The following is an 18,951-nucleotide window of genomic DNA, read 5'->3' as shown; positions in this document are numbered from 1 at the left end:
ATGAGTTTCGAGGAGCTGTACGGAAGTGCCCCCGAGGGCACCTGGGCCGCGCCGGGCCGGGTCAACCTCATCGGTGAGTACACCGATTTCAACGACGGCTTCGTCATGCCGCTCGCCCTGCCGCACACCGCGGTCGCGCAGGTCTCCCGCCGCTCCGACGGCGTGCTGCGCCTGTACTCGGCCGACATCGAGGGCGGCATCGTCCAGCTCCGCACCGACGAGCTCGAACCGCTCACGAACACCAGCTGGGCGGCCTACCCGGCCGGCGTCGTCTGGGCGCTGCGCGAGGCGGGCCACCCCGTCACCGGCGCCGACATCCACCTCGGCTCCACCGTCCCCACCGGCGCCGGGCTCTCCTCGTCCGCCGCCCTGGAGGTCGTCACCGCGCTCGCCCTGAACGACCTGTACGAACTGGGCCTGGACTGCAACCAGCTGGCGCTGATCGCCCAGCGCGCCGAGAACGCCTTCGTCGGCGTGCCCTGCGGCGTCATGGACCAGACGGCGTCCGCCTGCTGCGCCGAGGGCCACGCGCTGCACCTCGACTGCCGGGACCACTCGATACGGCAGGTCCCCTTCGACCTGGCCGCCCAGGGGCTGCGGCTGCTCGTCGTGGACACCAGGGTCAAGCACGCCCTGGGCGACGGCGCGTACGCCGAGCGGCGCGCGGGCTGCGAGGAGGGCGCCCGGATCCTGGGCGTCCCCGCGCTGCGCGACGTGCCGTACGAGCAGCTGCCCGACGCGCTGGCGAAGCTCGCCGACCCCCGGGTGCGCGGCTATGTGCGCCACGTCGTCGCCGACAACCACCGGGTGGCGCGGACGGTCGCGCTGCTCGACGCGGGCGACGTACGCGGCGTCGGACCGATCCTCACCGACGGCCACGCCTCCCTCCGTGACGACCTGCTGGTCTCCTGCGAGGAACTCGACCTGGTGGTGGCGTCGGCGAACGCGGGCGGCGCGCTCGGCGCGCGGATGACCGGCGGCGGCTTCGGCGGATCGGCGATCGTGCTGGTCGAGGAGGTGCAGGCGGAAGCCGTCTCCAAGGCGGTGACGGAGGCCTTCGCCGCGGCCGGGCACACGGCGCCGCGCATCTTCACGGCCACGGCGTCGGCGGGGGCGCGCCGCCTGGCGTGAGCTCCGCCGGGCGCCCCGGGCGAGAGCCCCGGGGCGCCCGGCACGTCCGTGTGGTGTTCCCCAATCACCGGACGAGCCCGGTGGACGCCCGTAGGCTGAATCAGAGCCACCGGTGGGGGCCGGTGCGCGGGCGTGGGGGTTCCAATGGTTCATATCCGTGTTCTGGTCGTCGACGACCACCGCATCTTCGCCGAGTCGCTCGCCGCGGCCCTCGCGGCCGAACCCGATGTGGAGGTCAAGGCCGCAGGCAGCGGGCCGGCCGCGCTGCGCTGTCTGGACCGGGCCGCAGCCGACGGGCGCGCCTTCGACGTGCTGCTGGTCGACGCCGACCTCGGGGTCTCCGCGGGCTGGGGCCCGCGTCCGGCGCCCGTCCCCGGTGAAGGGGAGGGCGAAGCGGTGGACGGCATCTCACTGGCCGCCGCGGTGCGCGCGACCCGGCCCGCGGTGCGGACGGTCGTCCTCGCGGCGCGCGACGACCCGGCCAGGGCGGCGCTGGCCCTGCAGACCGGGGCCTCGGGGTGGGTCGCCAAGGACTGTTCGCTCCAGCGGCTGCTGGCGGTGGTCCGGGGGGTCCTGCGGGGCGAGACGCATCTGCCGCCCGCTCTGCTGACCGGCGTGCTGCGCGAGCTGACAACGGCCCGCAGGCACCGCACCGAGGGCGAGCTGCTGGTCGAGGCGCTGACGCCGAGGGAGAGCGAGGTGCTGCGGTGCATGGTCGCGGGGCTGGGCCGCAAGGCGGTGGCCGAGCGGCTCTTCCTCTCCCCGCACACCGTCCGTACGCACATGCAGAACGTGCTGGGCAAGCTCGGGGTGCACTCCACACTGGCGGCGGTCGCCCTCGCGAGACGCGCGGGGGTGGGGCCCGCCGACCTCGCGGGCCTGCCGTCAGCCGGGGATGTTGTCGAACGGGGCGGTCAACTGGCGTAGCAGGCTGGCCAGTTCACCCCGTTGGGTGCGGGAAAGCTCGGCGAGCAGCGCACGCTCCTGGGCGAGCAGCCCCGCGAGTGCCTGGTCGGCACGGTCGCGCCCCTCGGTGGTCAGCCTGACCAGGACTCCGCGCCGGTCGCTGGGGTCGGGCAGCCGCTCGACGAGCCCCTTGGTGGCGAGCCGGTCGATGCGGTTGGTCATGGTGCCCGATGTGACCAGCGTCTGGGTCAGCAGCTGCCCGGGGGAGAGCTGGTACGGGTCGCCCGCGCGGCGCAGCGACGTCAGGACGTCGAACTCCCACGGCTCCAGATTGTGCTCGGAGAACGCGATCCGGCGGGCGCGGTCGAGATGGCGCGCCAGCCTCGACACCCGGCTCAGGACCTCAAGCGGTTCCACGTCGAGGTCGGGACGCTCTCGACGCCATGCAGCGACCAGCCGGTCGACCTCATCCTCCATGTGGATCAGTGTAGAGGGTCTGTCGACATGAAGTCTCTTGGCGTCAACTATCTTGGAAGCAACTATCTTGACATCGAGATAAAACCGGGGGAATGCTGAACCCATGACAGCACCCCTCTGGGATCCACAGCAGTACCTGCGCCACGCGGACCACCGCACCCGCCCCTTCCACGACCTCATCGGCCGGATCCCCGGCACCCCCGCCACCATCGCCGACCTCGGCTGCGGCGCCGGAAACGTCACCGCCCTGCTCGCCGAACGCTGGCCGCACGCCCGGATCACCGGCTTCGACAACTCCCCCCAGATGCTGGAGCAGGCCCGCACCTACGCCGGACCCCGGCTCGGCTTCGCCCCCGCGGACGCCGCCACCTGGACCCCCGCCGAACCGTACGACCTGCTCGTCTCCAACGCCCTGCTCCAGTGGGTCCCCGGCCACGCGGACCGCTTCCCCGACTGGCTGGACGCCCTCGCCCCCGGCGCCACCTTCGCCTTCCAGGTCCCCGGCAACTTCACCGCCCCCAGCCACACCATCCTCGCCGCACTGCGCGAATCCCCGCGCTGGAAGCCCCGTCTCTCCGGCGTCGGCGACCGGGCGGGCGCCGTCCTGGAACCGGCCGCCTACCTCTCCCGCCTCACCGGCCTCGGCTGCACCGCGGATGTCTGGGAGACCACCTACCTCCAGCTCCTCACCGGCGATGACCCGGTCCTCGACTGGGTCAAGGGCACCGCGCTGCGCCCCGTCCTCACCGCGCTCGCCGGCGACGAGGAGGCCACCGCCGCCTTCCTCGCCGAATACCGCGACCGGCTCCGCGAGGCCTACCCGCCGGGCCCGCACGGCACGGTCTTCCCGTTCCGCCGCATCTTCGCCGTCGCCCGCAAGGAGCACCGATGATCACCGCCGTCGACCACGTCCAGCTCGGCGCCCCGCCCGGCACCGAGGACGAGCTGCGCGCGTACTACGCCGGGGTGCTCGGCATGACGGAGATCCCCAAGCCACCGGTGCTCGCCGCCCGCGGCGGCTGCTGGTTCCAGTCCGGCCCGGTCCAGCTGCACCTCGGCATGGAGGAGGGCCACCGCCCCTCGGCCAAGGCCCACCCGGCGCTGCGCGTCACCGGCATCGAGGCGTACGGGCGGCTGCTGGAGTCCCGCGGCGCGAAGGTGGTCTGGGACGGCGACCTGCCGGGCCACCGCCGCTTCTACTCCTGGGACCCGGCCGGAAACCGCATCGAGTTCCTGGAGCCGGTGGCCTGACGGCCTTCGGTGACCACAGCGCGTCCCGCCGCACCGCCGGGGATGCCAGACGCCTCCCCAGGCCCGGCCAGAGCTCCTTCAGGGCGTCCAGCGTGATGTCGATGCCGATGTCGTACGGGACGCCGAGCTTGAGCTGATCGTGGTGGATGCCGGTCAGCGCATACGCCTTGGTCACCGGGTCGAGCTCGTACACCCGCACCACCGGATGCCGGCTCTCGCCGGTCATCTCGACCAGCCAGAAGTGCTCGATACCGGCAGCCGCGTACTTGCGCGGCTTCGTGTCGCGGTCACGGGCCTCCGAGTCGGGCGACACGACCTCGACGGCGAGCAGCACATCCGCAGCCTCGAAGCTCGTCTGCTCCGGGCCGGTGACGGCACCCGCCCGGATGACGGAGATGTCGGGCTCGGGGCCGTTGCGGCGGTCCAGGACGACCGTCATCTCCCGGCGGACCTTGAGGTGCCCGGGTGCGGTACGCCGCAGGCCCGTCATGAGCAGGTCGATCATGGTGCTGTGAAAATCCCGCTGTGGACTTACGAAAGGTGATGCCACGGCCATCGGACCGCAGCCAGGACCGTCCCCGTCAGCCCTTCCGGTGCCCTATGAGTCGTGGTTTCGGCTCCAGACCGTCCAGACCGTGCCACGCCAGGTTCACCAGATGCGCCGCCACCTCCGCCTTCGGTGGCTTGCGCACATCCAGCCACCACTGGCCGGTCAGCGCCACCATGCCGACCAGCGCCTGCGCGTACAGCGGCGCCAGCTTCTGGTCGAAGCCCCGCGCCTTGAACTCCATCCCCAGGATGTCCTCCACCTGGGTGGCGATATCGCTGATCAGCGACGCGAACGTACCCGTCGACTGGGCCACCGGCGAATCCCGCACCAGGATGCGGAAACCGTCCGTGTACTCCTCGATGTAGTCGAGCAGCGCAAAAGCGGCCTGCTCGCACAGCTCACGCGGATGGCCCGCCGTCAGCGAACCCGTCACCAGCTCCAGCAGCTGACGCATCTCGCGGTCGACCACCACCGCGTACAGGCCCTCCTTGCCGCCGAAGTGCTCGTACACCACCGGCTTGGAGACCCCGGCCTTCGCCGCGATCTCCTCCACCGACGTGCCCTCGAACCCCTTCGCGGCGAAGAGGGTGCGGCCGATGTCCAGCAGCTGCTCGCGGCGTTCCTTCCCGGTCATACGGACCCGGCGCGCACGCCGGGCCGCGGGCGGGCGGTTCTTGCCGCTGGTACTGCTGCCTTCGATCGCCACGTCTGTCATCATGCCGTTTCTGTGAGCTCGCTCTTGCGCCGGGCGTCGATCCGGTCGGCCGACGGCCAGCGCACGTCGTACGCCCAGCCCAGCTGCTCGAACCAGCGGATCAGGCGGGCGCTGGAATCCAGCTGGCCCCGCAGCACACCGTGCCGGGCGGATGTCGGGTCCGCGTGGTGCAGGTTGTGCCAGGACTCCCCGCAGGACAGGATCGCGAGCCACCACACATTGCCCGAGCGGTCCCGCGACTTGAACGGCCGCCGGCCCACCGCGTGGCAGATCGAGTTGATCGACCAGGTGACGTGGTGCAGCAGCGCCACCCGGACCAGCGAACCCCAGAAGAACGCCGTGAAAGCGCCCCACCACGACATCGTCACCAGGCCGCCCACCAGCGGCGGAATCGCCAGTGACGCCAGCGTCCAGTAGATGAAGTTCCGCGAGATCCAGCGGAGCGCCGGGTCCTTGATCAGATCCGGTGCGTACTTGTGCTGCGGAGTCTGCTCCTCATCGAACATCCACGCCATGTGCGCCCACCACAACCCCTTGAGCAGGGCAGGGAACGTCTCCCCGTACCGCCACGGGGAATGCGGGTCGCCCTCGGCATCGGAGAACTTGTGGTGCCTGCGGTGATCGGCCACCCAGCGCACCAGCGGCCCCTCGACCGCCAGGGAGCCCATCATGGCCAGCACGATGCGCAGCGGACGCCTGGCCTTGAAAGCACCATGCGTGAAATACCGGTGGAAACCGATCGTGATGCCGTGGCACCCGACGTAATACATCACCACGAGCAGCCCCAGATCGAGCCAGCTCACACCGCCCCAGCGCCAGGCCAGCGGCACCGCCGCGGCGAGAGCGAGAAACGGCACGATGATGAAGAGCAGCAGACCGAACTGCTCTACGGAGCCCTTGCTGTCCCCGCCGAGCGTCGCGGAGGGCAGTGGCGGGCCGGTCGGGGTCTGGGCGTCATCGATCAGATCGGGACCAATGGTCATAAGGGACGTCCCCCGTGGGGTGAGGAATGCGGCTGATGCCCGGCTACGGTTCCGTAACCTACGGCCTCGTAAGTATGTCAGCGAGCAGCCTCGCGGCAAGAGGCCTGTGGACGTCCCGGCGAGGCGGACACCTATCCTTGGTGCGTGTCGTCGGACAGCGCGGTCCGTTCTGTGACTTCTGGGAATGACACCCAGACCCCTTTGCCAGTCGTGCCAACACTGCAAGGAGCCGCACCTGTGAGCAGTGCCGACCTGACCTCCAACCCGACCGCCAGCCCCGAGCTGCGCGCCGATATCCGCCGTCTCGGTGATCTGCTGGGCGAGACCCTCGTACGCCAGGAGGGCCCCGAACTCCTCGAACTGGTCGAGCGCGTCCGCGCCCTCACCCGCGAGGACGGCGAGGCAGCCGCCGAGCTGCTCGGAGACACCGGCCTGGAGACCGCAGCCAAGCTGGTGCGCGCCTTCTCCACCTACTTCCACCTGGCGAACGTCACCGAGCAGGTGCACCGCGGCCGCGAAATGCGCGCCGTACGCGCCGCCGAAGGCGGACTGCTGGCCCGCACCGCGGACCGGCTCAAGGACGCCGACCCCGAGCACCTGCGCGACACCGTGCGCAACCTCAACGTACGGCCCGTCTTCACCGCACACCCCACGGAAGCCGCCCGCCGCTCCGTACTCAACAAGCTCCGCCGCATCGCCGAGCTCCTCGAAACCCCCGTCATCGAGGCCGACCGGCGCAGGCACGACCTGCGGCTCGCCGAGAGCATCGACCTCATCTGGCAGACCGACGAACTGCGCGTCGTGCGGCCCGAACCGGCCGACGAAGCGCGCAACGCCATCTACTACCTGGACGAACTGCACGCCGGGGCCGTCGGCGACGTCCTGGAGGACCTCGCGGCCGAACTCGACCGCGTCGGCGTCGAGCTGCCCCCCGGCACCCGTCCGCTGACCTTCGGCACCTGGATCGGCGGCGACCGCGACGGCAACCCCAACGTCACCCCCGCCGTCACCTGGGACGTGCTGATCCTCCAGCACGAACACGGCATCACCGACGCCATCGAGCTCATCGACTACCTGCGCGGACTGCTCTCCAACTCCATCCGCTACACCGGCGCCACCCAGGAGCTCCTCGACTCCCTCCAGCTCGACCTGGAACGCCTCCCCGAGATCAGCCCCCGCTACAAGCGCCTCAACGCCGAAGAGCCCTACCGGCTCAAGGCCACCTGCATCCGGCAGAAGCTCGTCAACACCCGCGAGCGCCTCGCCAAGGGCACCCCCCACCGTGACGGCCGCGACTACCTCGGCACCTCCGAGCTGCTCAGCGACCTCACCCTCATCCAGGCGTCCCTCCGCGACCACCGGGGCGGACTCTTCGCCGACGGCCGCATGGACCGCACCATCCGCACCCTCGCCGCCTTCGGCCTCCAGCTCGCCACCATGGACGTCCGCGAACACGCCGACGCCCACCACCACGCACTCGGCCAGCTCTTCGACCGCCTCGGCGAAGAATCCTGGCGCTACGCCGACATGCCCCGCGAATACCGCCAGAAGCTCCTCGCCAAGGAACTCAGGTCACGTCGCCCCCTGGCCCCCAGCCCCGCCCCCCTCGACGCGGCGGGCGAGAAGACACTCGGCGTCTTCCACACCATCAAGCAGGCCTTCGAGCGCTTCGGCCCCGAAGTCATCGAGTCCTACATCATCTCGATGTGCCAGGGCGCCGACGACGTCTTCGCCGCCGCCGTACTCGCCCGCGAAGCCGGCCTGCTCGACCTGCACGGCGGCTGGGCCAAGATCGGCATCGTCCCGCTCCTGGAGACCACCGACGAGCTGCGCGCCGCCGACGTCATCCTCGACGAAATGCTCGCCGACCCCTCCTACCGGCGCCTCGTCTCCCTGCGCGGCGACGTCCAGGAGGTCATGCTCGGCTACTCCGACTCCTCCAAGTTCGGCGGCATCACCACCAGCCAGTGGGAGATCCACCGCGCCCAGCGCCGGCTGCGCGACGTCGCCCACCGCTACGGCGTACGGCTCCGGCTCTTCCACGGCCGCGGCGGCACCGTCGGCCGCGGCGGCGGCCCCTCCCACGACGCGATCCTCGCCCAGCCCTGGGGCACCCTCGAAGGCGAGATCAAGGTCACCGAACAGGGCGAGGTCATCTCCGACAAGTACCTCGTGCCGTCCCTTGCCCGCGAGAACCTCGAACTGACCGTCGCCGCCACCCTCCAGGCATCCGCCCTGCACACCGCGCCCCGCCAGTCCGACGAAGCGCTCGCCCGCTGGGACGCCGCCATGGACGTCGTCTCCGACTCCGCGCACGCCGCGTACCGCAAGCTGGTCGAGGACCCGGACCTGCCGACGTACTTCCTCGCCTCCACGCCGGTCGACCAGCTCGCCGATATGCACCTCGGCTCCCGGCCCTCCCGTCGCCCGGGCTCGGGCGTCTCGCTCGACGGCCTCCGCGCCATCCCCTGGGTCTTCGGCTGGACCCAGTCCCGGCAGATCGTGCCCGGCTGGTACGGCGTCGGCTCCGGCCTCAAGGCGCTGCGCGAGACCGGACTCGACACCGTCCTGGATGAAATGCACGAAAAGTGGCACTTCTTCCAGAACTTCATCTCCAACGTCGAGATGACCCTCGCCAAGACCGACCTGCGGATCGCCAAGCACTACGTCGACACCCTCGTGCCCGACGAACTCAAGCACGTCTACGCCAGCATCGAAGCCGAACACGAACTGACCGTCCGCGAAGTCCTGCGCGTGACCGGCGGCCAGAAGCTGCTCGACTCCCACCCCGCACTCCAGCAGACCTTCGGCATCCGCGACGCCTACCTGGACCCGATCTCGTACCTCCAGGTCTCCCTGCTCGCCCGCCAGCGCGCAGCGGCCGAACGCGGCGAAGAAGCAGACCCGACCCTCGCACGGGCCCTGCTGCTCACCGTGAACGGCGTCGCCGCGGGGCTCCGCAACACGGGGTGACCCCCGGACGAAGACAGGGGGCCCGGGCGGACACCGCCCGGGCCCCCTGCCCTTTCCGCGACCTGCCCTTCCGAGACCCGGGGCATCCGCCCCGATCACACCGGGCCACCGCACGCCCGGGACGACGCGAGAAGAAGAGGGCCTGAAGAAGAGGCGCCGGAAGGGCAGGCCCGGGGAGAAAGCGCCGGAGAACCGGCGCGGGCGGAAGACGCCGGAAGGACAGGCGCCGAAGCAAGGCGCGGCTCAGAGCGCCACGAACGCCGCGATCAGCAACCCCGCCCCTGCCGCCCCCACCACCCAGGCCGTACGCGCCAACCGCAGACCGCCACCGATCACCAGAGCCGCGAGCAACAACGCACCACCCAGCGGCACCCAGGCATGCAACGCGCCCGCCCAGCCCGTCCTGATCGCCTCATCGCTGCCCGGACGGACCACCACAGGCAGCCGCTCGCCCTTCTCCGCCGCCGTCGACCTGTCGATCACCAGCCCCCGGTGGGCGGCCGAACCGGCCGACGGCACAAACGGCCCCGAACACAGGTCACCCGCACACGAGACCACCGTCAGTGTCCCGTGATCACGGCCCTTCGCGAGCAGCACATGCTGCGCGGTCCCCCACGACGACCAGAACCCGGCCACCACGATCAGCACCGCGACACAGCCCATGGCTGCCCGGCACGCGTACAGCAGGATGCCGCGACTCCGCTTCATGGGGCGCGATCCTTGGCCATAGGACCACGCCAGGTCAACCCGTCAGGCCGCGCACCGCCGACCCGGCAGCGCGCACACCCGGACACCCCACCCGAAGCCGCACCGGCCCCCACGTCAGGAGTTGTACGTGGTCTGCGCCCGCTCCAGCCCTTCGATGACCAGCGCCTCCACCGCATCCGCCGCCCGGTCCACGAAGTACCCGAGCTCCTTGCGCTCCGCGGGCGAAAAATCCTTCAGCACGAAATCCGCGACCTGCATCCGGCCCGGCGGCCGCCCGATACCGAACCGCACCCGGTGGTAATCAGGCCCCAGCGACTTCGTCATCGACTTCAGACCGTTGTGACCGTTGTCCCCGCCACCCAGCTTCAGACGCAACGTGCCGAACTCGATGTCCAGCTCGTCATGGACCGCGACGATATGGGCCGCCCCCACCTTGTAGAAATCCCGCAGCCCGGTCACCGGGCCCCCGGAGAGGTTCATGTACGACATCGGCTTCGCCAGTACCACCCGCCGGCTCGCAGGTCCCGGCGGTCCCAGCCGCCCCTCCACGACCTGAGCACGAGCCTTGTGCGCCTTGAACCGGCCCCCGATCCGCTCGGCCAGCAGATCCGCCACCATGAACCCCACGTTGTGACGGTTGGCCGCATAGTCAGGGCCAGGATTACCGAGGCCCACGACGAGCCACGGAGCGGTCGGATCGGGCGTCATCCCCACGTCTCCCTCTGCATGAATCCGCGCCTCCGCGCGGAACCGGCCCCCCGGCCAAGCCCGGGAAAGCCGGTGAACAGCCGACCGCCGCCCGCACCTTGCGGTACGAGCGGCGGTTTCGGACACACCCCGGGACACCACGGCCCCGGACCGCCGGACCAGCCGACGGAAATCAGCGCAAGGCTCAGGCCTCGGCGCCGGCAGCCTCATCGGCGTCCGCGGCGGGCTCCTCGGCCTGCGCGGCCACGACCTGGATCACCACAGCGTCCTCGTCCGTGGCAAGCGTCGTACCCGACGGCAGCGGAACGTCCTTCGCCAGGATCGAGTCGCCCGCGTCCATGCCCGCGACCGAGACGGTGACCGACTCGGGGATGTGCGTGGCCTCGGCCTCGACGGTCAGGGTGTTCTGCACGTACTCCAGCAGGTTGGCACCCGGCGCCAGGTCGCCCTCGGCGTGCACCGAGACCTCGACCGTGACCTTCTCGCCCAGCTTGACCGCGAGCAGGTCGACGTGGGTCAGGTTGCGCCTGATGGCGTCACGCTGGATCGCCTTCGGGATGACCAGCTCGGTGCGGCCCTCGATGTCCAGACGGAGCAGCGCGTTGGCGGTCTTCAGCGCCATCATCAGCTCGTGGCCCGGAAGCGTGATGTGCACGGTGTCGGCACCGTGACCGTAGATGACCGCGGGAACCTTGTTCTCGCGACGGATCTGGCGGGCAGCGCCCTTGCCGAACTCGCTACGGACTTCAGCGGTGAGCTTGACCTCAGCCATGTGGCACTCCTCGGAGGTGACGGAAACGAATGGGTCACCCGGCCACGTATCGCGGCCTGCTACGAAGAGCGCGTCGATAACGGAGCCCCGTACCCATGAGTACGGCCTCCCTCGCCGAGCAACTCCGTGAGTCTACCCGGCGGGGAGGCCGTCCCAGAAATCGATCTTCAGACCGCTGCTACGCCTGCTCCTCGAAGAGGCTGGTGACCGAGCCGTCCTCGAACACCTCACGCACCGCGCGGGCGATCGTCGGCGCCATCGACAGCACCGTGATCTTGTCGAGCTCCAGGTTGCCCGGGTCGGGCAGCGTGTTCGTGAAGATGAACTCGCTCACCTTGGAGTTCTTCAGACGGTCGGCGGCCGGACCCGACAGCACACCGTGCGTCGCCGTCACGATGACGTCCTCGGCCCCATTGGCGAACAGCGCGTCCGCCGCGGCGCAGATGGTGCCACCCGTGTCGATCATGTCGTCCACCAGGACGCAGACGCGGCCCTTCACCTCACCCACGACCTCATGGACCGTGACCTGGTTGGCGACGTCCTTGTCACGGCGCTTGTGCACGATCGCCAGCGGCGCACCCAGCCGGTCGCACCAGCGGTCCGCGACGCGCACCCGGCCCGCGTCCGGGGACACGATGGTCAGCTTGGAACGGTCCACCTTCGCGCCCACGTAGTCCGCGAGTATCGGCAGCGCGAACAGGTGGTCCACCGGGCCGTCGAAGAACCCCTGGATCTGGTCCGTGTGCAGATCGACCGTGAGGATACGATCCGCACCCGCCGTCTTCATCAGGTCCGCGATGAGACGGGCCGAGATCGGCTCACGGCCGCGGTGCTTCTTGTCCTGCCGCGCATAACCGTAGAACGGCACGATCACGGTGATGCTCCGGGCCGACGCCCGCTTCAGAGCATCGATCATGATCAGCTGCTCCATGATCCACTGATTGATGGGAGCCGTGTGGCTCTGCATCAGGAAGCAGTCCGCACCGCGGGCCGACTCCTGGAAGCGGACGTAGATCTCACCGTTCGCGAAGTCGAAAGCCTTAGTCGGCACCAGGTCGACCCCCAGTTGGGACGCGACCTCCTCGGCCAGCTCGGGGTGGGCGCGGCCGGAGAAGAGCATCAGCTTCTTCTCGCCGGTCGTCTTGATCCCGGTCACAGCACAGTCTCCTCAGACGTGTTGATTGCTGCTGGGCGAGCCAGCCGGAGGTATGTCCCGGGGCGTACCCCGGTGGCCCGGCCCGTGAGCCGAGCATGCGTCTATCACGGTACGCGCAGATGAACGCACGTGTTTCCGGTCAGCTTTCGCCGCCGGCCTCCCCGGACGCCGCCTGGGCCGCCCGCGCGGCGGCACTTCCCGGCCGCTTCCGGGCCACCCAACCCTCGATATTCCTTTGCTGGCCCCGGGCGACGGCCAGCGCACCCGCCGGCACGCTCTTCGTGATCACGGAGCCCGCAGCGGTGTAGACACCGTCCCCGACCGTGACGGGAGCCACAAACATGTTGTCCGAGCCGGTCCGGCAGTGCGACCCGATCGTTGTGTGGTGTTTGTCCTGTCCGTCATAGTTCACGAAGACACTGGCCGCACCGATGTTGCTGAACTCACCGATCGTCGCGTCCCCCACATAGGAGAGATGCGGCACCTTCGAGCCCTCGCCGATCGTCGCGTTCTTCGTCTCCACATACGTCCCGATCTTGCCCCGCGTGCCCAGCCGGGTACCGGGCCGCAGATAGGCGTACGGACCCACCAGGCCGTGCTCACCGACCTCCGCGCCGTCCGCCACCGTGTTGTCCACCCGCGCGAACGCACCCACCACGGTGTCCTTCAGCCGCGAATTGGGCCCGACCTCCGCACCCTCCGCCAGGTGGGTCGCGCCGAGCAGCTGCGTACCCGGGTGGATCACCGCGTCCGGCTCGAACGTCACCGTCACATCGATGAAGACCGACGCGGGATCGATGACGCTCACCCCGGCAAGCATCGCCCGCTCAAGGAGGCGGGCATTCAGCAGCGCACGCGCCTGCGCCAGCTGCACCCGGTTGTTGATCCCGACGATCTCCCGGTGGTCACCGGCGACGGACGCCCCGACCCGGTGCCCCGCGGCCCGCAGAATGCCCAGCACGTCGGTGAGGTACTCCTCGCCCTGGCTGTTGTCGGTACGCACCTTGCCCAGGGCGTCCGCCAGCAGGCGCCCGTCGAAGGCGAACACCCCCGAGTTGATCTCCCGGATCGCCAACTCCGCCTCGGACGCGTCCTTGTGCTCGACGATCGAGATCACCGCGCCGGTCGCGTGGTCGCGCACGATACGCCCGTACCCGGTGGCGTCCGGGACCTCGGCGGTCAGTACGGTGACGGCGTTGCCGTCCGTGGTGTGGGTCGTGGCGAGCGCCGCCAGCGTCGCACCGGTGAGCAGCGGCGTGTCGCCGCAGACGACGAGAACGGTGCCCTCGGGGGCCGCACCCAGCTCTCCGAGCGCCGTACGGACGGCGTGCCCGGTGCCGTTCTGTTCCTGCTGCACGGCGGTGCGTACGCCTGCGTCGGTCTCGGCGAGGTGGGCCTGGACCTTCTCGCGCTCGTGCCCGACGACCACGACGAGCTGCTCGGGCGCCAGCTCGCGGGAGGCGGCGACGACATGTCCGACGAGCGAGCGCCCGCTGACCTCGTGCAGGACCTTGGGCGTGGCCGACTTCATCCGGGTACCCGCACCCGCCGCGAGAACGACGACGGCGGCCAGGGGGACCTCCCCTGTTCGAGCGGATCCGAGACCTTGGGGGGGATTGGCGCTCACGGTGGTGCCCTTCGGGTGCGGGTGGTGGACGTCCGCAGAATACCGGGGGGCAGGGGCTCGGAAATGAGGGCGGGCCCTGACCGTGGAGGTCAGGACCCGAATTCTGTGCTCCCGGAGAAGGAATCGAACCCTCATTCATCGGACCAAAACCGATTGTCCTGCCTTTAGACGATCCGGGATTGAACACCCTTTATGTCCGATTCCAGTGACCGGGCGATTGGGCAGCCCCTACTATGCCGTACCACCAGCCTTCGATGCGACGATAAAGATCGGCGCTTTTGTTTACGCGGACCACGAGGCAGCCGTGGTAGCGCTCGCCGGTGTTCCGGCGGTTGGTCAGCGGGTTGTGCTTCTTGATGCTGGTCTTGCCGAACGAGCCGACCCCGTCCACCGCATCAGCCCAGTAGCGCTCCGCTGCGGAGGCGTCAGCCGTCTCGTGGATGTGGACGTGGAACTTCAGGTTGGCGGGGTCTACCTTCAGCAGGCGCAGCCATGCGAGGAACAGCCCGATCATGTGCGGGTCACTGTTGACGAAAACCACTCGCTCCTGCGGCCGGTGCGACTTGCTCTTGGTCCCTTCGGCCCAGTAGAGCGCGGCCCCCGTGATCATCAGTTCCCGCTCGGACAGGGCGCCGATCTCGTCCCGGGCCGCCTGTCTGGTCTGCTGCCGTTCCACCTCGCGCCGCTGAAGGGTGGCCTCCCAGCCGCGCTTCGCGATCGCCGAGGCGTCCTCTCGTGTGCGCCGGGGCGGCTTCGGCAGGTCCCGCACCCAGAGCGAGATCGAGCTCTTCGAGCACCCCAGCTCCACCTGTATCCCGTCGTACGTCATGCCCTGCAGCCGGAGTTCGCGTGCCTTCGCCCGCAGGTCGTCTCTCGCTTTCGGGCGCTCGGTCCGCCCGGGTGCGGGTTCGCCCTCCAGCAGGCGGTTCAGGATGTCGTTGTTGTCGATGAGGAGCCGGTCGCGGATCCGGCGGCGGCTGAGCCCCTCCCGGCGCAGCGCGATGGCTTGTTCGCGCAGGCCTTCGAAGTCGGAGTACTTGCTGTTTTTGCTGCGGATATCGGTCACGGTGACAGACTCGTCCGGAATGCGGACGTCCGGCTCGAAAGTCTGCTCGATTCACTGGATCGAGTGATCAGGGCGTAATGCGCGTAACCTCCCACATCGAAATTCGTGAGGCAGGGGCGCGCCCGCCCGTACGCTGGTTGCCATGACCGCAACGGGGGCGCAGAACGCCACTGCCACGGGGCTGACCACCCGTGGCTGGTGGTGGTGGGAGCGGCGGCGCAGTGCCGCGCTGGATGTGGGGCTGGGCGTCGTCTCGGCCCTGGAGTGTGGGCTGGAGGGGGTGGACTTCTCCGGGCAGGCCGGGCTCCCCGTGCCGTTCGGCGTGGTGTTCGGGCTGCTGGCCGGATTCGTACTGGTGCTCAGGCGGCGGTGGCCGATCGCTGTGGTGCTGGTGTCGATCGCCACCACGCCTGCCCAGATGGGTTTCCTGATGGGTATCGCCGGGCTCTACACGCTGGCCGCGTCCGACGTGCCGCGCCGTTTGACGGGTGCGCTGACCGTGATGGCGACGCTCGGCACGCTGATCGTGACGTTCATGCGGCTGCGGCACGGGGTGGGGGCCGAGGACGGGAGCCCGGGGCCGCTGTTCGTGGTGCTCGGGTCGGTGTTCATGTCGCTGGGGCTGACGGCCCCGCCGGTGTTGTTCGGGCTGTACATAGGGGCCCGCCGCCGGCTCATGGAGAGTCTGCGGGAGCGGGCGGACAGTCTGGAGCGTGAGCTTTCCCTGCTGGCGGACCGGGCCGAGGAGCGGGCCGAGTGGGCGCGAACCGAGGAGCGGACGCGGATCGCGCGGGAGATGCACGACGTGGTGGCGCACCGGGTGAGTCTGATGGTGGTGCACGCGGCGGCTCTGCAGGCGGTGGCGTTGAAGGACCCTGCCAAGGCGTCGAGGAATGCGGCGCTGGTGGGGGACATGGGGCGGCAGGCGCTGACGGAGTTGCGGGAGATGCTCGGGGTGTTGCGTTCGGGGGAGCCGGTGAGGGCCCCGGCGCCGGTGCCGTTGGCTGCGGTCGGGGTGGCTGCGGCGGCTGCTGCGGCGGCGGCCGTGGAGGACGGGCCGTGTCTGGACGAGCTGGATGTGCTGGTGGGGCAGTCGCGTGCGGCGGGGATGGCGGTGGAGCTGTTGGTGGAGGGTGCCGCCGTTCCGTATGACGCGTTGGTGGAGCAGACGGCGTACCGGGTGGTCCAGGAGGCGCTCACCAATGTGCACAAGCACGCGGCGGGGGCGAGGACGCGGGTGCGGCTGGCGCACCGGGGCAGTGAGGTGGCGCTGCAGGTCGAGAACGGTCCGTCGGACGCGGGGGCCGAGGACGCCGGTCTGCCGAGTGGGGGGAACGGGCTGGTGGGGATGCGGGAGCGGGTGACGGCGTTGGGCGGGGTGTTCGTTTCGGGGCCTACGGAGGCCGGGGGATTCCGGGTGTCGGCGGTGTTGCCGGAGCAGCGGCCCGCCGGGCGGGTGTGAGGTCTGCCGGGCGGGTGTGACCGTCGCTGGGACCGGGGGTGGCGCTGTCGGCCCGCTGGTCCGTATACCTGCCCGTCCGCCCGTCTGCCCGTCTGCCCGTCTGCCCGTCTGCCCGTCTGCCTGTCTGCCCGTCCGTCCGCCCGGTTGTCGGGTGGGGTCAGCCGGAGCCCAGCCGGGTGGGCTGCAGTCCGGTGATGAGCGTGGTGAGGCCTTGGTCGATGTCGTGGCCGAGGTACCAGTCGCCGGTGTGGTCGATGCTGTAGGTACGGCCTTCGGAGTCGATGGCGAGCAGTGCCCGGCCCTCTCCTTCGTCGCCGAGCGGGGCGATTTCGGTGTCGAGTGCGCGGCCGAGGTCGGCGAGGGTGCGGGCGAGGTGGAGGCCGCTGAGGGGGTCGATCCTGACGGGGGCAGGGGCTGTCTGGCGGCCGGGTGCGGGGCCGGTGATGCGCAGTCCGCCGAATTCCGCCCAGGCTTCGACGGCTGCCGGGAAGACGGCGTGCTGGTGGCCTGCGGGTGAGGTGTGGGCGCGCAGGGTGTCGGCCCACTGTTCGGCGCCTCTGATGTCCCAGCGGCCGGGGAGCCAGCCGGCTTCGCGCAGCGCGGTGTCGACGGTTTCGGGGAAGCGGGTGCTCGGGAGGGCGGCTGTGTCGGGTGCGTCCTGCGGGTGGGGCGGCATCGGCGGTGGCTCAGCCCTTCTCGGTGGTGGGGTCGACTGCGCGTACGCCGAAGTGGGCGAGCATCGCCGTGCAGGAGCGGCAAGGGGGTGCGTAGGTGCCGTGGAGGGGGTCGCCGTCCTCGCGGATGTGGCGGGCGGTGATTTTGGCGTGTTTGAGGGTGCGGCGGGCTTCGCCGTTGGTGAGGGGTTTGCGGGAGGCGCGTTTGGAGCGGGTGCCTTCGACGCCGGTGAGGTGGCGTGAGAGCAGGATCGCTTCGGGGCAGCGTCCGGTGAATCGTTCGCGCTGGCCGCTGGTGAGGGTGGTGAGGAAGTCCTGGACCAGGGGGTGGAGCGTCGGGGGCTGGTCGGCCTTGCCCGCGGTGGAGGTGAGGGTGTCGGCCCCGCGGACGGAGAGCGCTGCGGCCACCGTGGGGAGGATGCCGTCCCTGCGGTGGCGGAGTCGGGGCGGGCGGGATTCGGTGCTGCTCCAGCGCAGGCGTGGGTCGCCGGCGGCCCCGGTCTGTGGTGACTGCGACGTGTGTGGTGTCTGTGCGGTGTGCATGGTCGTGCTACCCCTCCCACCCCGCGGCGGCTGCCGCCGGTGTTGCGCCCCCCGGTGTTGCGGGGTCAGCCTGCCAAATGGGGCGCGGGATGGGGAAGCTGGGGCCTGTGATCGGTGTGGTGTGTCGGCTGCGGGTCACTCGAACGTGACCGTCCGTTACGTCGGTGTGCGGGGGCCCGGACTGTGCGGCGATGGGGCGGGACCGTCTCTTGCACCACCGCATAGGCTGTCGTTCCAAGCCATTCGCAGCAGGGGGCAACCGCCATGACGACAGGTCGGCTCGGGCAGCAAGCCGCGCCACCGAATGCGGCCTATGCCGGGCAGCTCGTGAGCTTCCCGGACCCGGTCCGGGCCGCGCGCCATCCCCGCGGCGTGCGGGTGGACGGGAACGGTTTCCCGGATTTCTCTCCGTACGCGCGTGCGGCTGCGGAGATCGCGGAGCCTCCCGAGGGTTTCGGTGTCGACGAGTTGAGACTCACGGACTACGTGTCGGCCAATGCCGCGCTGGCGGCGTCGGGGCACGAGTTGTGGGACACGATTCCGGCGGTTGCCACGCCGCACGGCTGGACCTGGCACCACGTGCCGGGTGTGCGCCGGCTGGAGCTGGTGCCGGTCGAGGTGAAGGCGCTGCTGCGGCATCACGGTGGGCTCGCGACGGCGGCTGTCGACCAGGACAAGCGGGGTACGCGGCCGTTGCAGGACACCCGGCCGGCTCATTTCGGGTTGCCGAGGGGGTCGGTGGCGGTGGGCGAGCAGCTGGTTCTGGGCGCCGAGGAGGATCTGGGGTACCGGCTGCCTGCCGCGTACCGGTCGTTCCTGAAGGCGGCGGGTGGCTGTGCGCCGGTCGGTACGGCGCTGGACGCGGAGTTGGGGCTGCTGGTGGACCAGCCGTTCTTCACGGTGCGCGACGAGGCAGCGGTCAATGACCTGGTGTACGTGAACAAGTGTCTGCGGGACCACCTGACGAAGGACTACCTGGCCGTGGGTTTCGTCCAGGGCGGGATCGTCGCGGTGAAGGTCAAGGGCGGCGGGATCGGCACGGTCTGGTTCTGCGCGTACGACGATGCCCGCGACCACGACGCGTGGCCGCCGGCGGAGCGGGTGGAGCGGTTGCTGCTGCCGTGCGGTGATGATTTCGATGCGTTTCTGGAGCGGCTCGCGGGCAACCCGCCGGAGCTGGAGACAGTGGCGAATCTGATGGTGGACGGCGGCTTCGCGCAGGCTGTCCCGGTCTCGGCCGAGGGGTGAT

The 18,951-nt window shown here is 70.2% G+C and carries 18 protein-coding genes, 1 tRNA gene and 1 pseudogene; 7 read left to right on the top strand and 13 right to left on the bottom strand.

Annotated elements, in window-relative coordinates; translation table 11 throughout:
• Together galK and OG917_RS13915 are read left to right on the top strand one after the other, a co-directional pair.
• Positions 1-1,131 carry a galactokinase gene (galK, locus tag OG917_RS13920; RefSeq protein WP_328317911.1) on the top strand — a complete coding sequence of 377 codons (1,131 nt, stop codon included), beginning with the start codon at positions 1-3 and terminating at the stop codon, positions 1,129-1,131.
• A 144-nt stretch (positions 1,132-1,275) separates the two neighbouring features.
• Positions 1,276-2,058 (top strand): response regulator transcription factor, encoded by a 783-nt coding sequence (locus OG917_RS13915; protein WP_328317910.1) that lies wholly within the window; start codon positions 1,276-1,278, stop codon positions 2,056-2,058.
• Here OG917_RS13915 and OG917_RS13910 read toward each other — a convergent pair.
• A complete protein-coding gene (locus tag OG917_RS13910) occupies positions 2,017-2,514 on the bottom strand; it encodes a MarR family winged helix-turn-helix transcriptional regulator (protein WP_328317909.1) in 498 nt (165 codons plus the stop codon). The two genes, OG917_RS13915 and OG917_RS13910, sit on opposite strands and share 42 nt — an antisense overlap.
• 103 nt (positions 2,515-2,617) lie before the next feature.
• Here OG917_RS13910 and OG917_RS13905 point away from each other — a divergent pair, with 103 nt between their 5' ends.
• Positions 2,618-3,406 carry a trans-aconitate 2-methyltransferase gene (locus tag OG917_RS13905; protein WP_328317908.1) on the top strand — a complete coding sequence of 263 codons (789 nt, stop codon included), beginning with the start codon at positions 2,618-2,620 and terminating at the stop codon, positions 3,404-3,406.
• Positions 3,403-3,765 carry a glyoxalase gene (locus OG917_RS13900; RefSeq protein WP_328317907.1) on the top strand — a complete coding sequence of 121 codons (363 nt, stop codon included), beginning with the start codon at positions 3,403-3,405 and terminating at the stop codon, positions 3,763-3,765. Before OG917_RS13905 ends, OG917_RS13900 begins: the two co-directional genes overlap by 4 nt.
• A gap of 70 nt (positions 3,766-3,835) precedes the next feature.
• Here the strand turns inward: OG917_RS13900 and OG917_RS13895 are convergent.
• The 3 genes and pseudogenes from OG917_RS13895 to OG917_RS13885 form a co-directional block, all read right to left on the bottom strand.
• Positions 3,836-4,303: pseudogene (locus OG917_RS13895) on the bottom strand (Uma2 family endonuclease); the annotation flags it as partial.
• A gap of 43 nt (positions 4,304-4,346) precedes the next feature.
• Complete coding sequence (locus tag OG917_RS13890; RefSeq protein WP_328317906.1) at positions 4,347-5,033, bottom strand: TetR/AcrR family transcriptional regulator; 687 nt, start codon at positions 5,031-5,033, stop codon at positions 4,347-4,349.
• Positions 5,030-6,013, bottom strand: coding sequence for an acyl-CoA desaturase (locus tag OG917_RS13885; RefSeq protein WP_328317905.1), 984 nt, complete (start codon positions 6,011-6,013; stop codon positions 5,030-5,032). The genes OG917_RS13890 and OG917_RS13885 overlap by 4 nt, the downstream gene beginning before the upstream one ends.
• 237 nt (positions 6,014-6,250) lie before the next feature.
• On the opposite strand from OG917_RS13885, the gene ppc reads away from it, so the two are divergent.
• Positions 6,251-8,986, top strand: coding sequence for a phosphoenolpyruvate carboxylase (gene ppc, locus OG917_RS13880; RefSeq protein WP_328317904.1), 2,736 nt, complete (start codon positions 6,251-6,253; stop codon positions 8,984-8,986).
• Positions 8,987-9,229: 243 nt separating this feature from the next.
• Here the strand turns inward: ppc and OG917_RS13875 are convergent, their stop codons facing one another.
• From OG917_RS13875 to OG917_RS13845, 7 genes are all read right to left on the bottom strand, one after another.
• Entirely contained in the window at positions 9,230-9,694 is a 465-nt protein-coding gene (locus OG917_RS13875; RefSeq protein ID WP_328317903.1) for a hypothetical protein, read from the bottom strand.
• A gap of 114 nt (positions 9,695-9,808) precedes the next feature.
• A complete protein-coding gene (gene pth / locus OG917_RS13870) occupies positions 9,809-10,402 on the bottom strand; it encodes an aminoacyl-tRNA hydrolase (RefSeq protein ID WP_328317902.1) in 594 nt (197 codons plus the stop codon).
• Between the two features lie 184 nt (positions 10,403-10,586).
• Positions 10,587-11,174 carry a 50S ribosomal protein L25/general stress protein Ctc gene (locus OG917_RS13865; protein WP_328317901.1) on the bottom strand — a complete coding sequence of 196 codons (588 nt, stop codon included), beginning with the start codon at positions 11,172-11,174 and terminating at the stop codon, positions 10,587-10,589.
• Positions 11,175-11,352: 178 nt separating this feature from the next.
• On the bottom strand, positions 11,353-12,330 hold the full coding sequence (locus OG917_RS13860) for a ribose-phosphate diphosphokinase (RefSeq protein WP_328317900.1): 978 nt from the start codon (positions 12,328-12,330) through the stop codon (positions 11,353-11,355).
• Positions 12,331-12,469: 139 nt separating this feature from the next.
• Positions 12,470-13,957 carry a bifunctional UDP-N-acetylglucosamine diphosphorylase/glucosamine-1-phosphate N-acetyltransferase GlmU gene (gene glmU, locus OG917_RS13855; RefSeq protein WP_328317899.1) on the bottom strand — a complete coding sequence of 496 codons (1,488 nt, stop codon included), beginning with the start codon at positions 13,955-13,957 and terminating at the stop codon, positions 12,470-12,472.
• 108 nt (positions 13,958-14,065) lie between these two features.
• Positions 14,066-14,136 (bottom strand) — tRNA-Gln (locus tag OG917_RS13850).
• Positions 14,137-14,147: 11 nt separating this feature from the next.
• Positions 14,148-15,014 carry a hypothetical protein gene (locus OG917_RS13845; RefSeq protein WP_443059075.1) on the bottom strand — a complete coding sequence of 289 codons (867 nt, stop codon included), beginning with the start codon at positions 15,012-15,014 and terminating at the stop codon, positions 14,148-14,150.
• A gap of 151 nt (positions 15,015-15,165) precedes the next feature.
• On the opposite strand from OG917_RS13845, the gene OG917_RS13840 reads away from it, so the two are divergent.
• Positions 15,166-16,485 carry a sensor histidine kinase gene (locus OG917_RS13840; RefSeq protein ID WP_328317897.1) on the top strand — a complete coding sequence of 440 codons (1,320 nt, stop codon included), beginning with the start codon at positions 15,166-15,168 and terminating at the stop codon, positions 16,483-16,485.
• Positions 16,486-16,642: 157 nt separating this feature from the next.
• Here the strand turns inward: OG917_RS13840 and OG917_RS13835 are convergent, their stop codons facing one another.
• Positions 16,643-17,161, bottom strand: coding sequence for an SUKH-3 domain-containing protein (locus OG917_RS13835; RefSeq protein WP_328317896.1), 519 nt, complete (start codon positions 17,159-17,161; stop codon positions 16,643-16,645).
• Positions 17,162-17,171: 10 nt separating this feature from the next.
• Positions 17,172-17,702: a YwqJ-related putative deaminase gene (locus tag OG917_RS13830; RefSeq protein ID WP_328317895.1), complete on the bottom strand. Its 531-nt coding sequence runs from the start codon at positions 17,700-17,702 to the stop codon at positions 17,172-17,174.
• Between the two features lie 264 nt (positions 17,703-17,966).
• Here OG917_RS13830 and OG917_RS13825 point away from each other — a divergent pair, with 264 nt between their 5' ends.
• Entirely contained in the window at positions 17,967-18,950 is a 984-nt protein-coding gene (locus OG917_RS13825) for an SMI1/KNR4 family protein (protein WP_328317894.1), read from the top strand.
• Position 18,951 lies beyond the last annotated feature (1 nt).

The organism is Streptomyces sp. NBC_00388 (genome assembly GCF_036061255.1).
Taxonomy (GTDB): Bacteria; Actinomycetota; Actinomycetes; order Streptomycetales; family Streptomycetaceae; genus Streptomyces.
The sequence above is the reverse complement of the archived record's forward strand: the minus strand, read 5'-3'. Positions and strand labels throughout refer to the sequence as shown.